Consider the following 14,872-nt stretch of genomic DNA (forward strand, 5'->3'; position numbering starts at 1 on the left):
TCTGCATGTCGTACGAGCGCCTCCGACGACCGACTTCTTCACAGTCCGGCAGGAGCCCAACGTGCCGTATACGGCAGAGATCAGCCGCAGCAATCCGACGAGCATCATTTTCCTCGTCGACCAGTCGACCTCCATGAGCGATCCCATCGGCGGTGAAGTTCCTCAGCAGAAGGCTGATGTTGTTGCCGACGCCATCAACCGGCTCCTCACCGAACTCTCGGTCAAGTGCGCGAAGGAAGAGGGCGTACGCGACTACTTCCACGTCGCGGTCGTCGGATACGGCGCCACCGTCGGCTCGGCGTTCGCCGGCTCGCTCGCCGGACGGGACATCGTTCCCCTCAGCGAGGTGGCGGACAATCCGGCCCGCGTCGACGAGCGAAGCAAGAAGGTGCCCGACGGCGCCGGTGGTCTGGTCGAGACCGTGGTCAACTTCCCGCTGTGGATGGACCCGGTTGCCCACGGCGGAACCCCGATGAACCGCGCTCTTCAGTACGCCGAGAGTCTCGTCGCCGGCTGGACCGAGCGCTACCCGGCCGGTTTCCCGCCCATCGTCATCAACTTGACGGACGGGGAGTCGACCGATGGCGACCCGACCGCGGCCGCCGAGGCCATCACCTCGCACGCCACGGCCGACGGTGCGGCGCTGCTGTTCAACCTGCACGTCTCCGCGGCCGGTGGAACACCCACCGCCTTCCCCGACAGCGCGGACGGTCTCCCCGACAGCTACGCCCGCACACTCTTCTCCATGTCCAGCCCTCTGCCGAGTCATATGCGTTCGTACGCCGCATCGCAGGGCCAGCGGGTCAGCGAGACCACCCGCGGCTTCGTCTACAACGCCGACATCACCACGGTCGTGCAGTTCCTCGACATCGGCACCCGCGCCACCGAGCTGCGGTGACGGCTCCACCTTCCTGCGTGTACGTCACGCACCTCGTAGCCCCCAAGTACGGGAGCACGGAGGCGGAATGTGAGGATGCCGTCGTTGTGCTCCCCCATCACTCGCACGACTACATGCTGCGAGAACCGCTCGCCGCGGGCGTCTGTGACGGGGCCACGGAGAGTGCCCTGGCCAAGGATTGGGCCCGGCTCCTGTCCCGCGCGGCGGCCGAATACGCCATGGAGCGTCCGGACCTACTGTCCGGCGGTACCGCCTTCGAGGAGTTCGCGTCTTCGGCGGTGGCTCAGTGGGATCCCTGGCTTGTGCAGTACACGCAGGCGCGCATTGCGGAAGGGCGCCCGTTGAAGTGGTACGAGCACACCAAGCTCGCCGAAGGCGCCTACGCAACGCTGCTCACTGTGCGCGTCGACCCGGACCCCGGTCCTGGCTCGAGCCCCGACTCCGACGCGTCTGAACCGGCGTGGCGCTGGCGGGCCGCCGCCCTGGGGGACAGCTGTCTGTTCCATCTGCACGACGACCGGCTGGTACAGGCCTTCCCGGTGGGTACTGCCGACGAGTTCGGCACAGCCCCCGACCTCTTCGGTAGCCGTAACCACGATGTGGCGCTGTTGGCCTGCCGTACTCGGTTCACCGAAGGCCGGTGTCGGCCCGGCGACCGGCTGCTCCTGATGACCGACGCACTGGCCGCGTGGTTCCTGTCGGCTCCCGACCAGGACACCGCCGTACGCCAGCTGCTGGAATTCTCCGGGCCCGACGACCTGGGCGGGTTCGTGGACTGGCTGAACGGTCTCCGGGACCGCAAAGAGTTACGTAACGACGACGTGGCCGTCGTACGGATCGATTTCGAAGGACGGTGAACGTGGGCTCGCCCACCGGTCAGCAGAGGCAGTTCCCCAGTGGTGCCGCCTACGCCGAGGCCTTGCAGCACACACAGCTGTGTTTCGAGCACCCCGAACTCAAGGGTGCAAGGCCGGAACTGACCAAACTCGGCCTGCCCCGCGCCATCTCCGGCGCCTTCGCGAGCGTGTTCTCGCTGACCTCGGCCGCGTCGGGTCGGCGGTACGCGGTCAAATGCTTTACCCGTCACGTCCCTGATCAGGAACTTCGCTACCAGGCCATCAGTAGAAGACTTGCGCAGCTTGACCCGGCCGAGCTCTCCCAGCCGTGGAACCTCGGCTTCGAGTACCTTCCTGACGCGATCGGCGTCGGCCAGGAGCGCTACCCGGTCCTGAAGATGGAGTGGATCGAGGCCGTCACCCTGTCCTCCTGGCTCGACGACAACCACACCGACCGGTTCGCCGTCGACCGTCTGGCCGACAGGTTCGAGGCGCTGACCCGCGATCTGTCGGAACACGAGATCGCCCATGGCGACCTCCAGCACGGCAACCTGCTTGTCGCAAGCGACGACACCCTGCGCCTCGTCGACTACGACGGGATGTACGTGCCGGCGCTGGCAGGCCTCGGTGGAACCGAGCGGGGCCACCGCAACTACCAGTCGCCCATGCGCGGAAACGATGACTTCGGGGCGGCGTTGGACCGGTTCTCCGCCTGGGTCATCTTCATGTCGCTCAAGGCAACCGCCGCCGACCCCGCTCTGTGGCATCGGCTGCACGAACCCAGCGGTGAGTTTCTGCTGCTCACGGAGGAAGACTTCAAGAGTCCGGGCGGCTCCACAGGGCTCCAGACGCTACTCACCCATCCAGACCCGACGGTGAGAGGCCTCGCTGACCAGGTGAAGTCCTTGGCCTTCCAGCCACTGGACGTGCTGCCCCCGCTCGCCCACGCGATCCCCAAGCAGCGGGCCGCCGCGACGACGACCACTTCGGCATCGGCTCCCCCCACGACGACCCATTCGGGTACGGGGGGACTGCCCGACTGGATGACCGGGCACGTTCCCCCGCAGGCCGCGCTCTCCGCCACTTCACCGGACGGCTTCCACATCCGGACGCCGTTGGACGTCGTCACGGCCGCACTCTGGCCGCTGTTGTTGGCCGCGACGGCCTTGGTGATCGTCGCGGGTTTCCCGACCCCCCTGATCGGATCCGGAGTACCTGTCATCGTCGCCGCCGTGATCACCGCCTTCGCACGGAGCCGCCGGGTGGAGAGGGCTCGGTCACGGGCCGTCCTGGGCAGACTGACGGACGAACTGGCCCAGCTTGACGACCCCGTCAAGGCAGCCGAGAAGCTGCGCAAGGACAAGGCGAAGTTCGACGCGGCGGAGACGAAACGGACCACTGCCTACCCGCAGGAACAGAACAGGCTCACAGCCCGGTACCACGCCGCGCTCAAGGAGGCCGAGAAGCGCAAGGTCCGCAAGCAGCGTGACATCGACAAGAAGATCGACGGGCTCTCGGAGGACCTCCGCAAAGCCTTGGCCAAAGCGCTTGCCGACAAACAGGCCGCGTACGTCCGGGATCAGCTCGGTCGTCGGCTGATCTCCCAGTCTCCGCCGCACGGCATCGGGCCGAAACTTGCCGCTCGTCTCGCCGCGGCGGGCATCCGGTCGGCAGCTGATTTCAAGGGCTACCGCTCCGTGCAGAACAACTCCTACAACAGCACCGGCGCCGTACTGGTGTTGACCAGCGGCCGAGCCATCAACGTTCAGGGAATCGGCGAGGCCAAGGCCATCGCTCTCGACGTCTGGCGTAAGGACTTGTTCGCATCCGCCGTCGCTCGGCAGCCGAGCGCTCTCAGCGCGGCGGAACGACAGCAGATCGAGCAGGGCATCACGCACCGCCGGGCCCAGCTAGCCCTCCAACGCAAGGCTGTGGAGTCCGAGATCGAGGCCTCGCGTGAGCAGGCGCGGAAGCATCTGGAGGACGGCAAGGAGCGGCTCGCCCGGGAGAACACGCTTGCAGGCGACCGGGCCCGGCAACAGCGGCAGGAGTTCGGCCGGCGTACCGTCGCACTCCAGCAGAACAGCGCACTCCACGGGAGACTGAGCGCTTCCATGGAAGCCGCCAGACTCCGACACCGCGGGCTGTCGTACGCGTCCTACGTGCGATTCCTCTATATCGGTCGCTGAGACCACGCCCGGCGGGGGAGGGGAAGGGTCGGATCAGGGCGTCGCGGCCCGGCGTTGCAAAGCACTGCGGGCACGACCTCCTCGCCGGCCTTCAAGGGGTTTCCGGCCGGCCGTCGCTCACCGTTCCCGTAGCCCTCGACCCGGTCGGCGATCAGCGCGAGCAGCGAGTCGGTGCGGTGGAGGTCCTCGGGCTGGTTGCGCAGGGGGCTCGTCGAGGACGTCGAGGTCGTGTAGGCAGGTGAGCACGGTGTCTCCGGGGGGCATGGCAGAGCTCCGTGGCCACCTGCGGGCTGAAGTTCCGGAGGTCGAAGCGTGGCGCCAGACGCGACGGATCGTCCGTCACCGTCGCGTACCAGTCGTCGTCGATGGTGAGTTCACGGTGAGTGCCATCTCATCGGATCTGCTCTGCCGGGGCCGGGTAGCCGCCCGGCCGTCACCAGTTCCCGTAGTCCTCGACCAACGTGTTGATCAGCGCGAGCAGCGCGTCTGCCCGGTGCCGGTCCTCGTGCTGGTTGCGCAGGGACTCGTCGGCGGCCCGGAGGCGGGCCAGGGCGGGCGGTTCGCCGTCCATCACGTCCTCGATCAGCGGCGTGGTGATCAGGTCCAGGCATTCGGTGAACAGGTGGCGGGTGGCGGGCGAGGGCAGGTCGGGGGCAGGGGCGGCGAGCCCGGGGGTCAGGTACCGGACCGGGTCGGTCAGGCTCCAGCCGACGACCGCGCCCTGCTGGACGAGGAGCGCCACGTCGGGGGCGATGCCGATGCGGGCGTCCAGCGGCTCGTCGAGGACGTCGAGGTCGCGCAGACAGGTCAGCACGGCATCGCCGGGGGAGCGGCACAGCACCGTGCACATCTCATGCCGGAAGTTCTTGACCTCGTCCGCGCGGAGCCCGCCCGGCCGTACCGCGGGTGTGAGGGGAAGGCGGGCGGAGTTCTCGGCTGACGCCGACTCTTCCGGCATCCGGAATTCAGCCCCGACCAGCTGTCGGCCGATCGGGTCGAAGCGGAAAACGTCAGGGACGTCCCACAGCCAGTCCTGGCTGCCGAACGTGTCCGCGAGGAACTTCTCTCGTTCCACCCTGTCCGCATAGGGGGAAAGGATCACGAAAGTACCCAGGAGCCGGGGGACGAGGGGGAGCGGTTCGTCCGTCACGGTCGCGCACCAGCCGCCGTCGAACTTCAGTTTCGTCGTCATCACTGCCTCATCTGATCCGTACTGCCGGAGGCTGGAAGCCGCCGTCCTTGGCGGGGATCCTGCCTGTCACGATGGCCTCGTCAGTCACCGGCGCACCCGGGTCCGTGGGTTTGCCGCCGAGCGCCTCGGCTCCGGAGCCGCCCTTGATGCCCGACGGTCCGTACGCCGTGATGGCCTGGCCCTGGGTGGTGCCGGGACCGTCGATCACGACGATGTCGTCGCCCTGTCTGAAGGTGAATGTCCCGGCCTGGCCCGTCGAGTGGTACACGGCGTCCGGGTTCTTCAGGATCTCGATGACCCGTTCGTCGCTGAAGGCGTGTCGGGTGTCCCCGTGGTAGTCGAAACGCTTCTTGAACTCCGCGTTGTTCGCCCTGTCGACGATGCCGTCCACGATCTTGTCGATCCGCTTCTGGGCCCGCTCCTCCCTCGTGTACTTGGGCATGAGGCCCAGCGGGTCGCACCCGCTGTGCGGGTTGTCCACGTACGCGAGGGGATTCGGGGCGGGAGCCAGGCCGAGAGGGTCCGGCGAGGTGTAGCGGCCGGTCTCGGGGTCGTAGTGGCGGAAGCAGTTGTGGTGGAGGCCGGTCTCGGGGTCGTAGTACTGGCCGGGAAAGCGGAGAGGTGTGTAGGCACTGCTGTCACGGGACCAGGCCGTGGTGCCCCAGAGCGTGCTCCGGGTGCGCCAGGCGATGTCGCCCGTCTCGTCGATGAGTTCGGTCGGTGTGCCGACGAGGTCCGTGGCGATGGCGAAGAACCGGCGGTCGATCTCCTCCTGGCGGTCGTCGGCCGTGAGGATGCGCTCGGTCTGGGCCAGGGGGACGACGTCACGGTGGTCCCAGGTGAGGGCGACCGTGTTCGGGGCGTCCGGCCGGTGGCTCGTCTGTTCGCACAGGGTGAGGCCGTCCCAGGTGAAGCGGACCTCCTCCACCACGCTCTCGCCGTCGGCCGCCAGGCGCTGTTTCGCGGTGCGGCGGCCGAGCGGGTCGTAGCGGTACCTCCACCGGGTTCCGTCGGGGGTGGTCACGCAGGTGAGGCGGTTCTCCGTGTCCCACGTGCAGCGCCAGGTGTCCGGCTTGCGGGAGAGGCGGGTCTTCTGCCGCAGGACGACCCGGCCGAGGGCGTCGTACTCGAAGCGGACGTCTCCGGCGCGGGTGAGGGTGGTGCCGGTGTAGGCGCGCGATCCGGTGGCCTCGCGGCCGGGGTGGCCGGAGGGCCAGGACGCCGAGGTCTGGTTGCCGGCGTCGTCGTAGGCGTACCGCTCCGTCCATCCCTGGGCGTGGACGGCGGTGACTCGGCCCACGCGGTCGAGATCGAAGGTGCGGGAGCCCGACAGCCGGTCCACCACGGAGGTCAGTTGACCATCGGCGCGGTAGGAGTAGGCGCGGCTGTTGACGTCGCGGCCCCCGGCGGTGATCTGCTGCGTGGACAGCCGTCCGGCCTCGTCCCAGGCGGAGGTCATGGTGATCGCGTCGCCGAAGACGCGGGCGAGCTCCCGGCCGGCGGCGTCGTGCGTGAAGTCGATCCGGAGACCGCCGCTGGTCAGCTGGTGGGGCAGTCCATCGGCGCCGTAGGAGTAGGAGGTGACGTGACCGGTGGGCGTGGTGCGGCGCGTGCGGCGGCCCAGGGCGTCGTAGGCGTACAGGATGGCGCGGCCGTCGACCAGTTCCGCCTTGGTGAGTCCGCGACGGTCGTACTGGTAGCGGAGTTCGCCGTTCGGTCCGGCTGCCTCCAGCAGGCGCCCGGCCCGGTCGTAGGCGTACGTCGTCACCCGGCCGTCGACGTCCTTGGCGACCACCTGGCCGAGTCGGTCGCGCTCGAACGAGATGGTCCCGCCGAGCGCGTCGACACGGGCGGCCAGCCGGCCCGCGGCGTCCATCCGGTAGGTGAGGGTGCGGCCGTCGAAGTCGGTCTCGGAGACGACGTTGTCGGCGGCGTCGTACGCGTAGGTCCAGGCCAGCCCCTGTGGGTTCGTGACGCGGGTGAGGCGCAGCGCGGCGTCGTGCTCGAACTCGTAGCGCGCGCCGTCGGGTCGGGTGCGGGCGACCGGCAGGTCGAAGTGGGTGTACTCGAAGCGGGAGACGCCACCGGACGGGTCGGTACGGGTGAGCAGGTTGCCCTCGCCGTCGTAGGTCCACGACTCGGTGGCGCCGTCGGGACCGGTGCGCCGGGCGAGTTGCCCGTCGGCGTCCCACTCCAGGCGGGTGACGCCGCCCGCCGGATCGGTGACGCGGACAGGTCTGCCGAGGGCGTCCCGCTCCGTGCGGGTCAGGGCGCCGGCCGGGTCGGTCACCTCCACGGGCAGCCCCGCCGCGTCGCACGCCACGTGTGTGGTGGATCCGAGAGGGTCCGTGATCGCGGTGAGCCGGCCGGTGTGGTCGTACGTGTAGCGGGTGGTGGCGCCGGCCTGGTCGGTGACCGCCGTGCGGTTGCCGCGTTCGTCGTACGCGTGGACCATGCGTGCGCCGTCCGGGCCGACGACCTCCACCGGCAGGCCGAACGGACCGCGCACGGTGCGCAGTTCGCTGCCGTCAGGGCGGACTGCGGAGACGACCCGGTCCTCCTCGTCGTAGGAGAAGGCGGTGGTGAGGCCCAGCGGGTCGGTGCGCGTCACGAGGTTGCCGCGCGTGTCGTAGCCGAACCGGGTGGTGTGGCCGAGCGGGTCGGTGAGAGCGAGCCGACGACAGCCGGCGCCGTACAGGTGACGGGTGACCCGCCCGTCGGCGGTGGTCAGGACCGTCGTGCGGTGACCGGTCCCGGCATCCGGTTCCGTATAGGACAGGGTGATCTGGACGTGGCCGGCCTCGCCGCCCTCCGCCACGACGCGGTCGCGGTCGTCGTAGACGTAGTCGTAGCGGCTTCCGTTGGAGTCGGTCCAGGCGATGACGCGGCGGCGGTCGTCGTAGACGAAGGTGGTGACGGCGCCCGACGGCTTGGTGACCGTGGTGAGGTCGCGGTCCTGGTAGCCGTAGTTCAGCAGGGGCAGATCCGCCCCGCCCTCGCCCCCGCCGGCCAGGGACAGGCCGGTGACCAGGCCGTCGGCGACGGACAGGTTCACCCGGTGACCCGCCGAGTGGACCAGGGCCAGCGGCAGTCCGTCCTCGCCCCGGTCGACGTCGACGGCGTGGCCGTTGCGTTCGGTGATGCCCGACAGCCAGGCGACGCCGTCGCCCCCCGGTTCGCCGCCGGACGGGGCGGTGAAGTGGAAGGTCAGGCCGCTGTCGGGCGCGGTGACCGTGTAGCCGCCGTCGGTGTCGCGGGCCAGCAGCGTGCGGGCCCGGCCCGTCTCCGGGCGGGTGGGCAAGCCGGGGACCGGGTGCGGGTACGGCACCAGAAGCCCCTCGGCGGTGACATGGAGGGCACCGACGGCGTCGATCTCCAGACGTTCGTCGACGGTGGACGACCAGGCGGGCCCCAGGAAGCGGCCGGTGGCGGTGCCGGACTCGGTGCGACGGGTGAAGACCAGCGGCAGGATGCCCGGGATCTCCAGGTCGGTCTGGGGCAGGAACATCCGGCCGGTGGCGAGGTCCACCGGGTCCGTGCCCTCGGCGGGGCGCTCCCCGTCCGGTCGGCTGTGGGTCCCGTCCGGGGCGTCGTCGAGCAGGCGGCGCAGCCGCGCGGCGTCGGCCGCCTCCTCGGCGATGCGCACGCCCTTCACCGCGGCGCCGCCGCCCCCGGTGGCCACGGTCAGCGCGACGTCGGGCAGCAGCCGGCCGAAGCCCTCGGCCGGGTCCTTCATGAAGTCGCCGACCATCTGCTTGCCGGTGCCGACCGGGTCGTTGGCGGCCACCACAAGGCCGGCGGCCAGGCTGTTGAGGGACGTGGCGTACTCGGCCGGGTGCGTGATGTTGTACGGGTCCAGGGGGTTGACGCTGCGCACGAAGTTCAGCAGCCCCGCCGTGCCCTTGATGACGCCGCCGCCGACGTGGTCGCCCATGAGCTGGAGCTCCTGCATCCCGTCGCCCAACTGCTCGGCGTAGGACGGCTTCTGCGGGGCCATGTCGCGGGCGGCGCGGACCGCCGTGCGCGCGGTCTCCGCCGCCGAGTTGCGCTGCTTGCGAGCCTCGGCCAGAACGTCCTGGGCCTCCTGCATCAGCTTCTTGCCGGGGTCGTCGAACGTCGCCGCGGGCTTCGGCGGCAGCGAGGCCGGGTCGCGCTTGTCCGCGGGCTGGGCGTTGTAGCGATCGACGGCGCCGTTGTAGTCGTCGACCTTCTTGCGGTGGGCGTCGGCGGCGTCCTCGGAGGCCTTGACACCCTCCTTCCACTTGTCGATCGCCGTCTGCGCCTGTCCCTGCGCCCAGGTGACGGTGCCGGCGAACGCCTCCAGCGCGCCGACCGCCTTCGTGCAGGCGTCGGCGGCGGTGTACCACTTGGGCGGCTGGGTGCTCACGGCGGTGCGCAGCGCGTCGGCCGTCTCACCCTTGAGCCGGGACGAGTCGAGGCCCTTGAGACCGTCGCCGGCGTTGTCGAAGGCCGACTGGAAGGCGCGGAGCTTCGTGGCGGTGGAGGTGATCTCGCTCGGGCTGCCGTAGATCAGCTTGGTCTTGTCCTCGGTCTGCCCGAGGTCCATCTCGTCGACCTCGGCGCCCAACCGGTTGGCGACCGAACGGGACTGTTCACGCACCCAGTCCGCGCCGGACTCCCAGCCGACGTCCTCCAACCGGTCGGCGGTCCAGTCGCCCGCGTCCTCGACCCGGTTGCCCACCCACTCGACGCCGTCCTCGACCGCGTCCTCGACCGAGTCGGGCGTGATGTCACTGATGAAGTCGCCGATGCCCACCGTCAGTTCCCCCCGGAGTCAGCCTGCTGCTCCTGCTGGGCGCGTTCCTCCGGCGAAGGGCCGAAGGTGTCGTCCAGCGCCTGGTTCCACTGGTCGTCGGAGATGCCGAGAGCGTCGTTGAGCACCTGCGACTGCTGACCGCCACGGCCCTCGGTGAGAACGGTGCGGCCGGTGTCCTTCCAGGTCTGCTCCATGTCCTGACCGGCCTTGTCGAACGACTCGGCGCTCCAGTCCGGGTTCAGGTAGTCCGGCGTGAAGATGTCGCCCCAGTCCTGCTGGGCGATCTCCTCCTCACTGGCGTGCGGGTTCCCGCCGAACAGGGAGTTGGCGCCCACCTTGAGCGTGGCCGCGACGTACTGGTCGTGCTCCCACTGGGCGCCCGCCGCCAGGCCGAGGCGGTTCGCGAGCGCGCCGGCGTCGTGCACCAGGGCACGCACGCCCCACTCCCAGCGCTCGCAGAAGTCCTCGAAGTCGACCGCGAGGCCGTGGTGCCCGGCCTCCATACCGGTCATCGCCAGCTCCGAGAATCCCTTTCCCAGCACCGACCCGGTGGCGCCGCCGAGTTCACCGAGCTGGTCGATGGTCGCGCCGACGCCCTGGGTGAACTTGGCGACGGACGCCTTGTCGAGCCGCAGGTCCGGTCCGTCCCCGCTCATGACCGCGGCCCCTCTCCCGCCGCGCCGGCGTCGACGGCGACCGGGTCCGGAACGATGCCGACGACCGGCGGGAAGAACATCGACCCGTCCTCGGTGGCGATGTCGACGGCGAGACCGGCGGGCTCGCCCAGCGTGGGCACGATCTCGTCGACGATGCGCGCGCCCAGCAGCGCCGCGTAGTCCATGGGTTGGTCACCGCGCGTGTGATGCAGGGCGAACCGGGCCAGTGCTACCTCGTCGGTGAACCCGCAGATCCACCGCACCCCGCCCGAACGCACCGACCAGAGACCTCCGTCGGCCACCGGCACCAGGAGGACCGAGCGTCGCATCTCGCCGACCAGAGCACGCGGGTCGTCGCCTCCGCTTCTCCGCTCGGCGATGCGTTCGGCGAGTGCCGCCTTCGGCTGCTGCACGGTTCCTCCCCGGTCGTAGGTGACTGATGGCACCGTAGAACAGGACGCGCGTGAAGGAGCGGGCGGTTCTGGTGAGGCTCGCCCGCCCCGCCCGACAGGCGTGTGGGTTCAGTCGTGGCGCCCCTGTCCCTCCATCGTCTCCACCAGCCGCCCCAACGCCCTGAGGACCCATTCCCGGTCGTCCCCGAGGCCCGCCAACAGGTCTACCTCTGCGGCGAGTTGGCGGGGGAAGAGGTCGTCGACGGCCTTGGCGCCCGACTCGGTGATGGTGAGCAGGGAGGCGCGGCGGTCCGCGGGGTTGGGGGTGCGGGTGATGAAGCCGCGTTTCTCCAGTTTGGCGAGGGTCTTGCTGACGCCCGCGCGGGAGAGGCCGAGGCGTTCGGCGAGGCTGCGGGCGATGACCGGGTCGGTGGCGTGGCGCAGGGGGATGAGCGTGTCGACCTCGGGGGCGGTGAGGGGGGCGCCCGCGTAGAGGGGTTCGACGGCGCGGTCGAGCAGGCCCGTGGCGCGCTTGAGCAGGCCGACCACTTCCATGGGGGAGGTGTCGAGGCCCGGGTTGTGCGCGGCCCACTGGGCGCGGACGTCGGTGGGGGAGGCGGGGGAGGTGGGCATGCGGCTCGCCTTCTGACCTGCTCGCTATTTGTTAGCTGGTGAACTATTGGTTATCTTTATTTTTATGGTACCTCCGTCATCCTCCCGTGCCGCCGCGGTGTCGACCGCCACCGCCCCAGCCCCAGCCCCGGGGGAGCGTTCGGCCGTCGGCCTTGTCGCCGTCCTCGGTGCCCTGACGGCGGTCGCCCCGCTCGCGACCGACATGTACGTCCCCGGCTTTCCGGCCATGGGGGACGCGCTCGGCGCGAGCAGCTCGGCCGTGCAGCTGACGATGACCGCGTTCCTGGCCGGGCTGGTCGTCGGGCAGTTGCTGATTGGTCCGCTCAGTGACGGGCTCGGGCGGCGCCGGCTGCTGATATCCGGGTCGGCCGGGTTCGTTCTCTTCTCCCTGGTGTGCGCCGTCGCCCCGAACGTCGGTCTGCTGACCGGCGCCCGCTTTCTCCAGGGCGTGGCCGGCGCGGCGGGCATGGTGCTGGCCCGGGCCGTCCTCACCGACCGCTTCCACGGCGCCGAACTGCCGCGCCACTTCGCGGTGCTCTCCCAGGTCATGGGCGTGGCGCCGATCGCCGCGCCGGTGCTCGGCGGGGTGATCCTGAGCGTGTCCGCCTGGCGCGCGGTGTTCGCCGTGCTGGCCGTGCTGGGCGGACTGCTGCTGTTCGCCGTGGTGCGCGGGGTGCCGGAGTCGCTGCCGCCCGAGCGGCGTCAGAGCGGCGGGTTCGTGAACACGTTCCGTGCCATGGGAACGCTGCTCGGCCGCCGGGCGTTCATGGGGTACGTCCTGGTCGTCGCCTTCGTCGCGGCGGCCCTGTTCTCCTACATCAGCGGTTCCAGCTTCGTCTTCGAGAACCTCCACGGCGTCTCCTCGACGACGTACTCCCTCATCTTCGCCACCAACGCGGTCGGCATGCTGCTCGCCGGCGCGGTCTTCTCCCGGCTCGCCGGGCGGGGCGTGCGGCTGAACACGCTGCTCACGGCCGGTGTCGGTGTGGTGCTGTCGGGCGCGCTGGGGCAGGTTCTGGTGGTCCTGTCCCTGGGTGAGAGCCTCGTGGGCACGTGGGTCACGCTGTTCGTGACCGCCGCCGGCATAGGGCTGGTGTTTCCGAGCGGCATGAGCATCGGACAGGCGGTGGGGCGGATGGCGCCGGGAGCGGCGTCCGCGCTGCTGGGCGGCCTCCAGTTCCTCTTCGGAGCGCTCGCCTCACCGCTGGTGGGGCTGTTCGGGGAGGACAGCTCCCTGCCGATGGCCCTCATCATGCTGGTCGCCGCCGCGGGGGCGGGACTCGCCCTCCTCGGACTGGCCCGGCCGTGGCAGGGGCAGGGGGAACCGGCCTCGGTCTGAGACGGCGGTCGGTCTGAGGGTGTTGTCGGTGGGACCCGGCGGTCGGTCTGAGGGTGTTGTCGGTGGGACGCGGCGGTCGGTGCGAGGCGGCGGTCGGTGGGACGCGGCGGTTGGTGCGAGGCGGTGGTCGGTGGGACGCGGCGGTCGGTGCGAGGCGGTGGTCGGTGGGACGCGGCGGTTGGTGCGAGGCGGCTGTCGGTGGGACGCGGCGGACTGTGGGACGCCTGCTGCCGGTGAGACGCTGCCCTCGTTGGGGGGCATCCGGGTCGTAGCAGGGGCACATCCGGGTCGTACCAGGGGTGCATCCGGGTCGTACCCGGGTCGAGCCCGAGTCGCCCCCGGGGCGAAGATCCGCCACAATGGGCGCCCGTCGTCCGTTCGTCCGTACCGAACCACCCGAGGTTTCCCGTGACCCACTCCGTGGCCCGCGAGCCGCAGCGGCGTAATTCGCGGTCCAACCGGGCGCGCATTCTGGCCACGGCCCGGCAGGAGCTCGGCCGGAACCCGGACGTCACCCTGGAGGAGATCGCGCGGGCCTCCGGCGTTGTACGACGGACTCTCTTCGGTCACTTTCCCGGGCGGGCGGCGTTGTTGGAGGCGCTCGCGGAGGAGGCGTCCGAGGCGTTGCGTGGCGCGCTGGCGGTCGCGGCGGCGCCGCAGGAGCCGGCCGAGCGGGCGCTCGCGCACTTCGTGCACACGATCTGGCCGGTGGGCGACCGCTACCGGCTGCTCCTGGCGCTGGCCCGGCGTGATCTGGGCGACGAGCGTGTCGCCGAGGTCCTCGCCCCCGCCCGCGACGAGGTCACCGCCATCCTGACGCGCGGACAGCGCGACGGTGTCTTCCACACGCAGCTGCCGCCCGCCGTGCTGAGCGCGGGGCTCGAGGCGATGCAGGTCGCGCTGCTGGAAGAGGTCAACACCGGGGCGCTGGAGGACGACGGGACCCGGACGGCCGTCGTGACGCTCGTCGCGGCGGGGGTGCCGGAGGACCGGGCCCGGGCCGTGGTCGGCGAGGTCTCTCGGCGGCAGCGGTAGCGGTAGCGGCAGCGCTGGGCCGGGGGCCTGAAGCGTCCGGCTCGCCATAGGCCTCCTGCCTTTCCGTCTGCGCTCACAGGTTTTGGTCCGACAATGCTTCGTCCGGGCGGAAGGTGACCGACCTTCCCGTGAACCGGGCGTCGAGGCCGGTGGCGGTGGTGGTCACGGAGCGCAGGCTCAGGCCGTCGGGGAGGTTCCGCAGCTGGATCGGCTGTTCGAAGACCTTGTCGAGTACCGCTTCCCCGACGGCGGGCAGTGCGCCGCCCTCGACCCGGAAGTCGTCGAACGCGATCCGGTTGCCGGACGCCGCCGAGACGGTCGTTGTCACTGTGATCTTTCCTCCGCCGAGAGGCAGCAGGATGTCCGCGCTGATCCGGCCCGGCCCCTTGCCCTGGGACACCTCCAGACCCAGGGCGTCCGACACGTCCGGGTAGGACAGCCGGGCGGTCGCCGCCGCCGAGCGGGCCCGCGCCTCGCTGCCGTCGTCGGACCTGGTCAGCCCGTCCAGTCGTAGGTCGAGTTCGGACAGTGGCAGCGGGCGGGCCGACCCGTCGGCGGGGATGTCGTGGGCGGTGATGTCCACTCTCCGCAGGGTGCCGGAGGCCACCTGCGTCAGGACGGGGAACCCGCGCACGTGGACCTCGGGCCGCGCCGGGGTGTCCATGCCCTCCTGGAACGCCTTCGCCGTTCGTGACTCCACCCGTGCCGTCACGAGCCGGTCGACCGTGGTGGGGACCAGGATCAGCGTGAGCAGGGCGGCGAGGGCGATGGTGGTGGCGGCCGGTCGCCGTCGGCGTCGGGTGCGGGGTGCTTCGGTCGTGTCGTAGGACGCGCCGGCCTCGTACGTGGGCCGGTACATCAACTCTCCTTCGTGGGAGGCGGCTTCGTCTGCCGGGTGGTGTGCGGGCGGCGGACGGTCGGGGCC

The 14,872-nt window shown here is 70.6% G+C and carries 11 protein-coding genes; 5 read left to right on the forward strand and 6 right to left on the reverse strand.

The genetic code is table 11. From position 1 onward, the window contains the following. Positions 1-61: 61 nt before the first annotated feature. The 3 genes from G9272_RS33635 to G9272_RS33645 all read left to right on the forward strand — a co-directional run bounded on the left by G9272_RS33635 (position 62) and on the right by G9272_RS33645 (position 3,923). Positions 62-898 carry a vWA domain-containing protein gene (locus G9272_RS33635; protein ID WP_171399997.1) on the forward strand — a complete coding sequence of 279 codons (837 nt, stop codon included), beginning with the start codon at positions 62-64 and terminating at the stop codon, positions 896-898. An 86-nt stretch (positions 899-984) separates the two neighbouring features. Then, positions 985-1,755, forward strand: a complete 771-nt coding sequence (locus G9272_RS33640; RefSeq protein ID WP_253268021.1) for a hypothetical protein — start codon at positions 985-987, stop codon at positions 1,753-1,755. A 2-nt stretch (positions 1,756-1,757) separates the two neighbouring features. Beyond that, positions 1,758-3,923, forward strand: a complete 2,166-nt coding sequence (locus tag G9272_RS33645; protein ID WP_253268022.1) for a hypothetical protein — start codon at positions 1,758-1,760, stop codon at positions 3,921-3,923. A 433-nt stretch (positions 3,924-4,356) separates the two neighbouring features. Here G9272_RS33645 and G9272_RS33650 read toward each other — a convergent pair whose 3' ends face one another. The 5 genes from G9272_RS33650 to G9272_RS33670 form a co-directional block, all read right to left on the reverse strand. Further along, positions 4,357-5,115, reverse strand: coding sequence for a hypothetical protein (locus G9272_RS33650; protein WP_171400000.1), 759 nt, complete (start codon positions 5,113-5,115; stop codon positions 4,357-4,359). A 7-nt stretch (positions 5,116-5,122) separates the two neighbouring features. After that, positions 5,123-9,892, reverse strand: coding sequence for a putative T7SS-secreted protein (locus tag G9272_RS33655; RefSeq protein ID WP_171400001.1), 4,770 nt, complete (start codon positions 9,890-9,892; stop codon positions 5,123-5,125). A gap of 2 nt (positions 9,893-9,894) precedes the next feature. Then, on the reverse strand, positions 9,895-10,548 hold the full coding sequence (locus G9272_RS33660) for a hypothetical protein (RefSeq protein ID WP_171400002.1): 654 nt from the start codon (positions 10,546-10,548) through the stop codon (positions 9,895-9,897). Beyond that, complete coding sequence (locus G9272_RS33665; protein ID WP_171400003.1) at positions 10,545-10,961, reverse strand: hypothetical protein; 417 nt, start codon at positions 10,959-10,961, stop codon at positions 10,545-10,547. The genes G9272_RS33660 and G9272_RS33665 overlap by 4 nt, the downstream gene beginning before the upstream one ends. A 108-nt stretch (positions 10,962-11,069) precedes the next feature. After that, a complete protein-coding gene (locus G9272_RS33670; RefSeq protein WP_171400004.1) occupies positions 11,070-11,573 on the reverse strand; it encodes a MarR family winged helix-turn-helix transcriptional regulator in 504 nt (167 codons plus the stop codon). A gap of 64 nt (positions 11,574-11,637) precedes the next feature. On the opposite strand from G9272_RS33670, the gene G9272_RS33675 reads away from it, so the two are divergent. Together G9272_RS33675 and G9272_RS33680 are read left to right on the forward strand one after the other, a co-directional pair. Next, complete coding sequence (locus G9272_RS33675) at positions 11,638-12,912, forward strand: multidrug effflux MFS transporter (RefSeq protein ID WP_171400005.1); 1,275 nt, start codon at positions 11,638-11,640, stop codon at positions 12,910-12,912. Between the two features lie 408 nt (positions 12,913-13,320). After that, positions 13,321-13,947 (forward strand): TetR/AcrR family transcriptional regulator, encoded by a 627-nt coding sequence (locus G9272_RS33680; RefSeq protein WP_171400006.1) that lies wholly within the window; start codon positions 13,321-13,323, stop codon positions 13,945-13,947. Positions 13,948-14,020: 73 nt separating this feature from the next. Here G9272_RS33680 and G9272_RS33685 read toward each other — a convergent pair whose 3' ends face one another. Further along, on the reverse strand, positions 14,021-14,806 hold the full coding sequence (locus G9272_RS33685; RefSeq protein WP_171400007.1) for an LmeA family phospholipid-binding protein: 786 nt from the start codon (positions 14,804-14,806) through the stop codon (positions 14,021-14,023). Positions 14,807-14,872 lie beyond the last annotated feature (66 nt).

This window comes from Streptomyces asoensis (assembly GCF_013085465.1).
In the GTDB taxonomy this organism is placed as follows: domain Bacteria; phylum Actinomycetota; class Actinomycetes; order Streptomycetales; family Streptomycetaceae; genus Streptomyces; species Streptomyces cacaoi_A.

Coding starts and splice junctions, on each gene's coding strand:
- G9272_RS33650 (WP_171400000.1), bottom strand. CDS start 5,115: ATGACGACGAAACTGAAGTTCGACGGCGGCTGGTGCGCGACCGTGACG.
- G9272_RS33660 (WP_171400002.1), bottom strand. CDS start 10,548: ATGAGCGGGGACGGACCGGACCTGCGGCTCGACAAGGCGTCCGTCGCC.
- G9272_RS33670 (WP_171400004.1), bottom strand. CDS start 11,573: ATGCCCACCTCCCCCGCCTCCCCCACCGACGTCCGCGCCCAGTGGGCC.
- G9272_RS33675 (WP_171400005.1), top strand. CDS start 11,638: ATGGTACCTCCGTCATCCTCCCGTGCCGCCGCGGTGTCGACCGCCACC.
- G9272_RS33685 (WP_171400007.1), bottom strand. CDS start 14,806: ATGTACCGGCCCACGTACGAGGCCGGCGCGTCCTACGACACGACCGAA.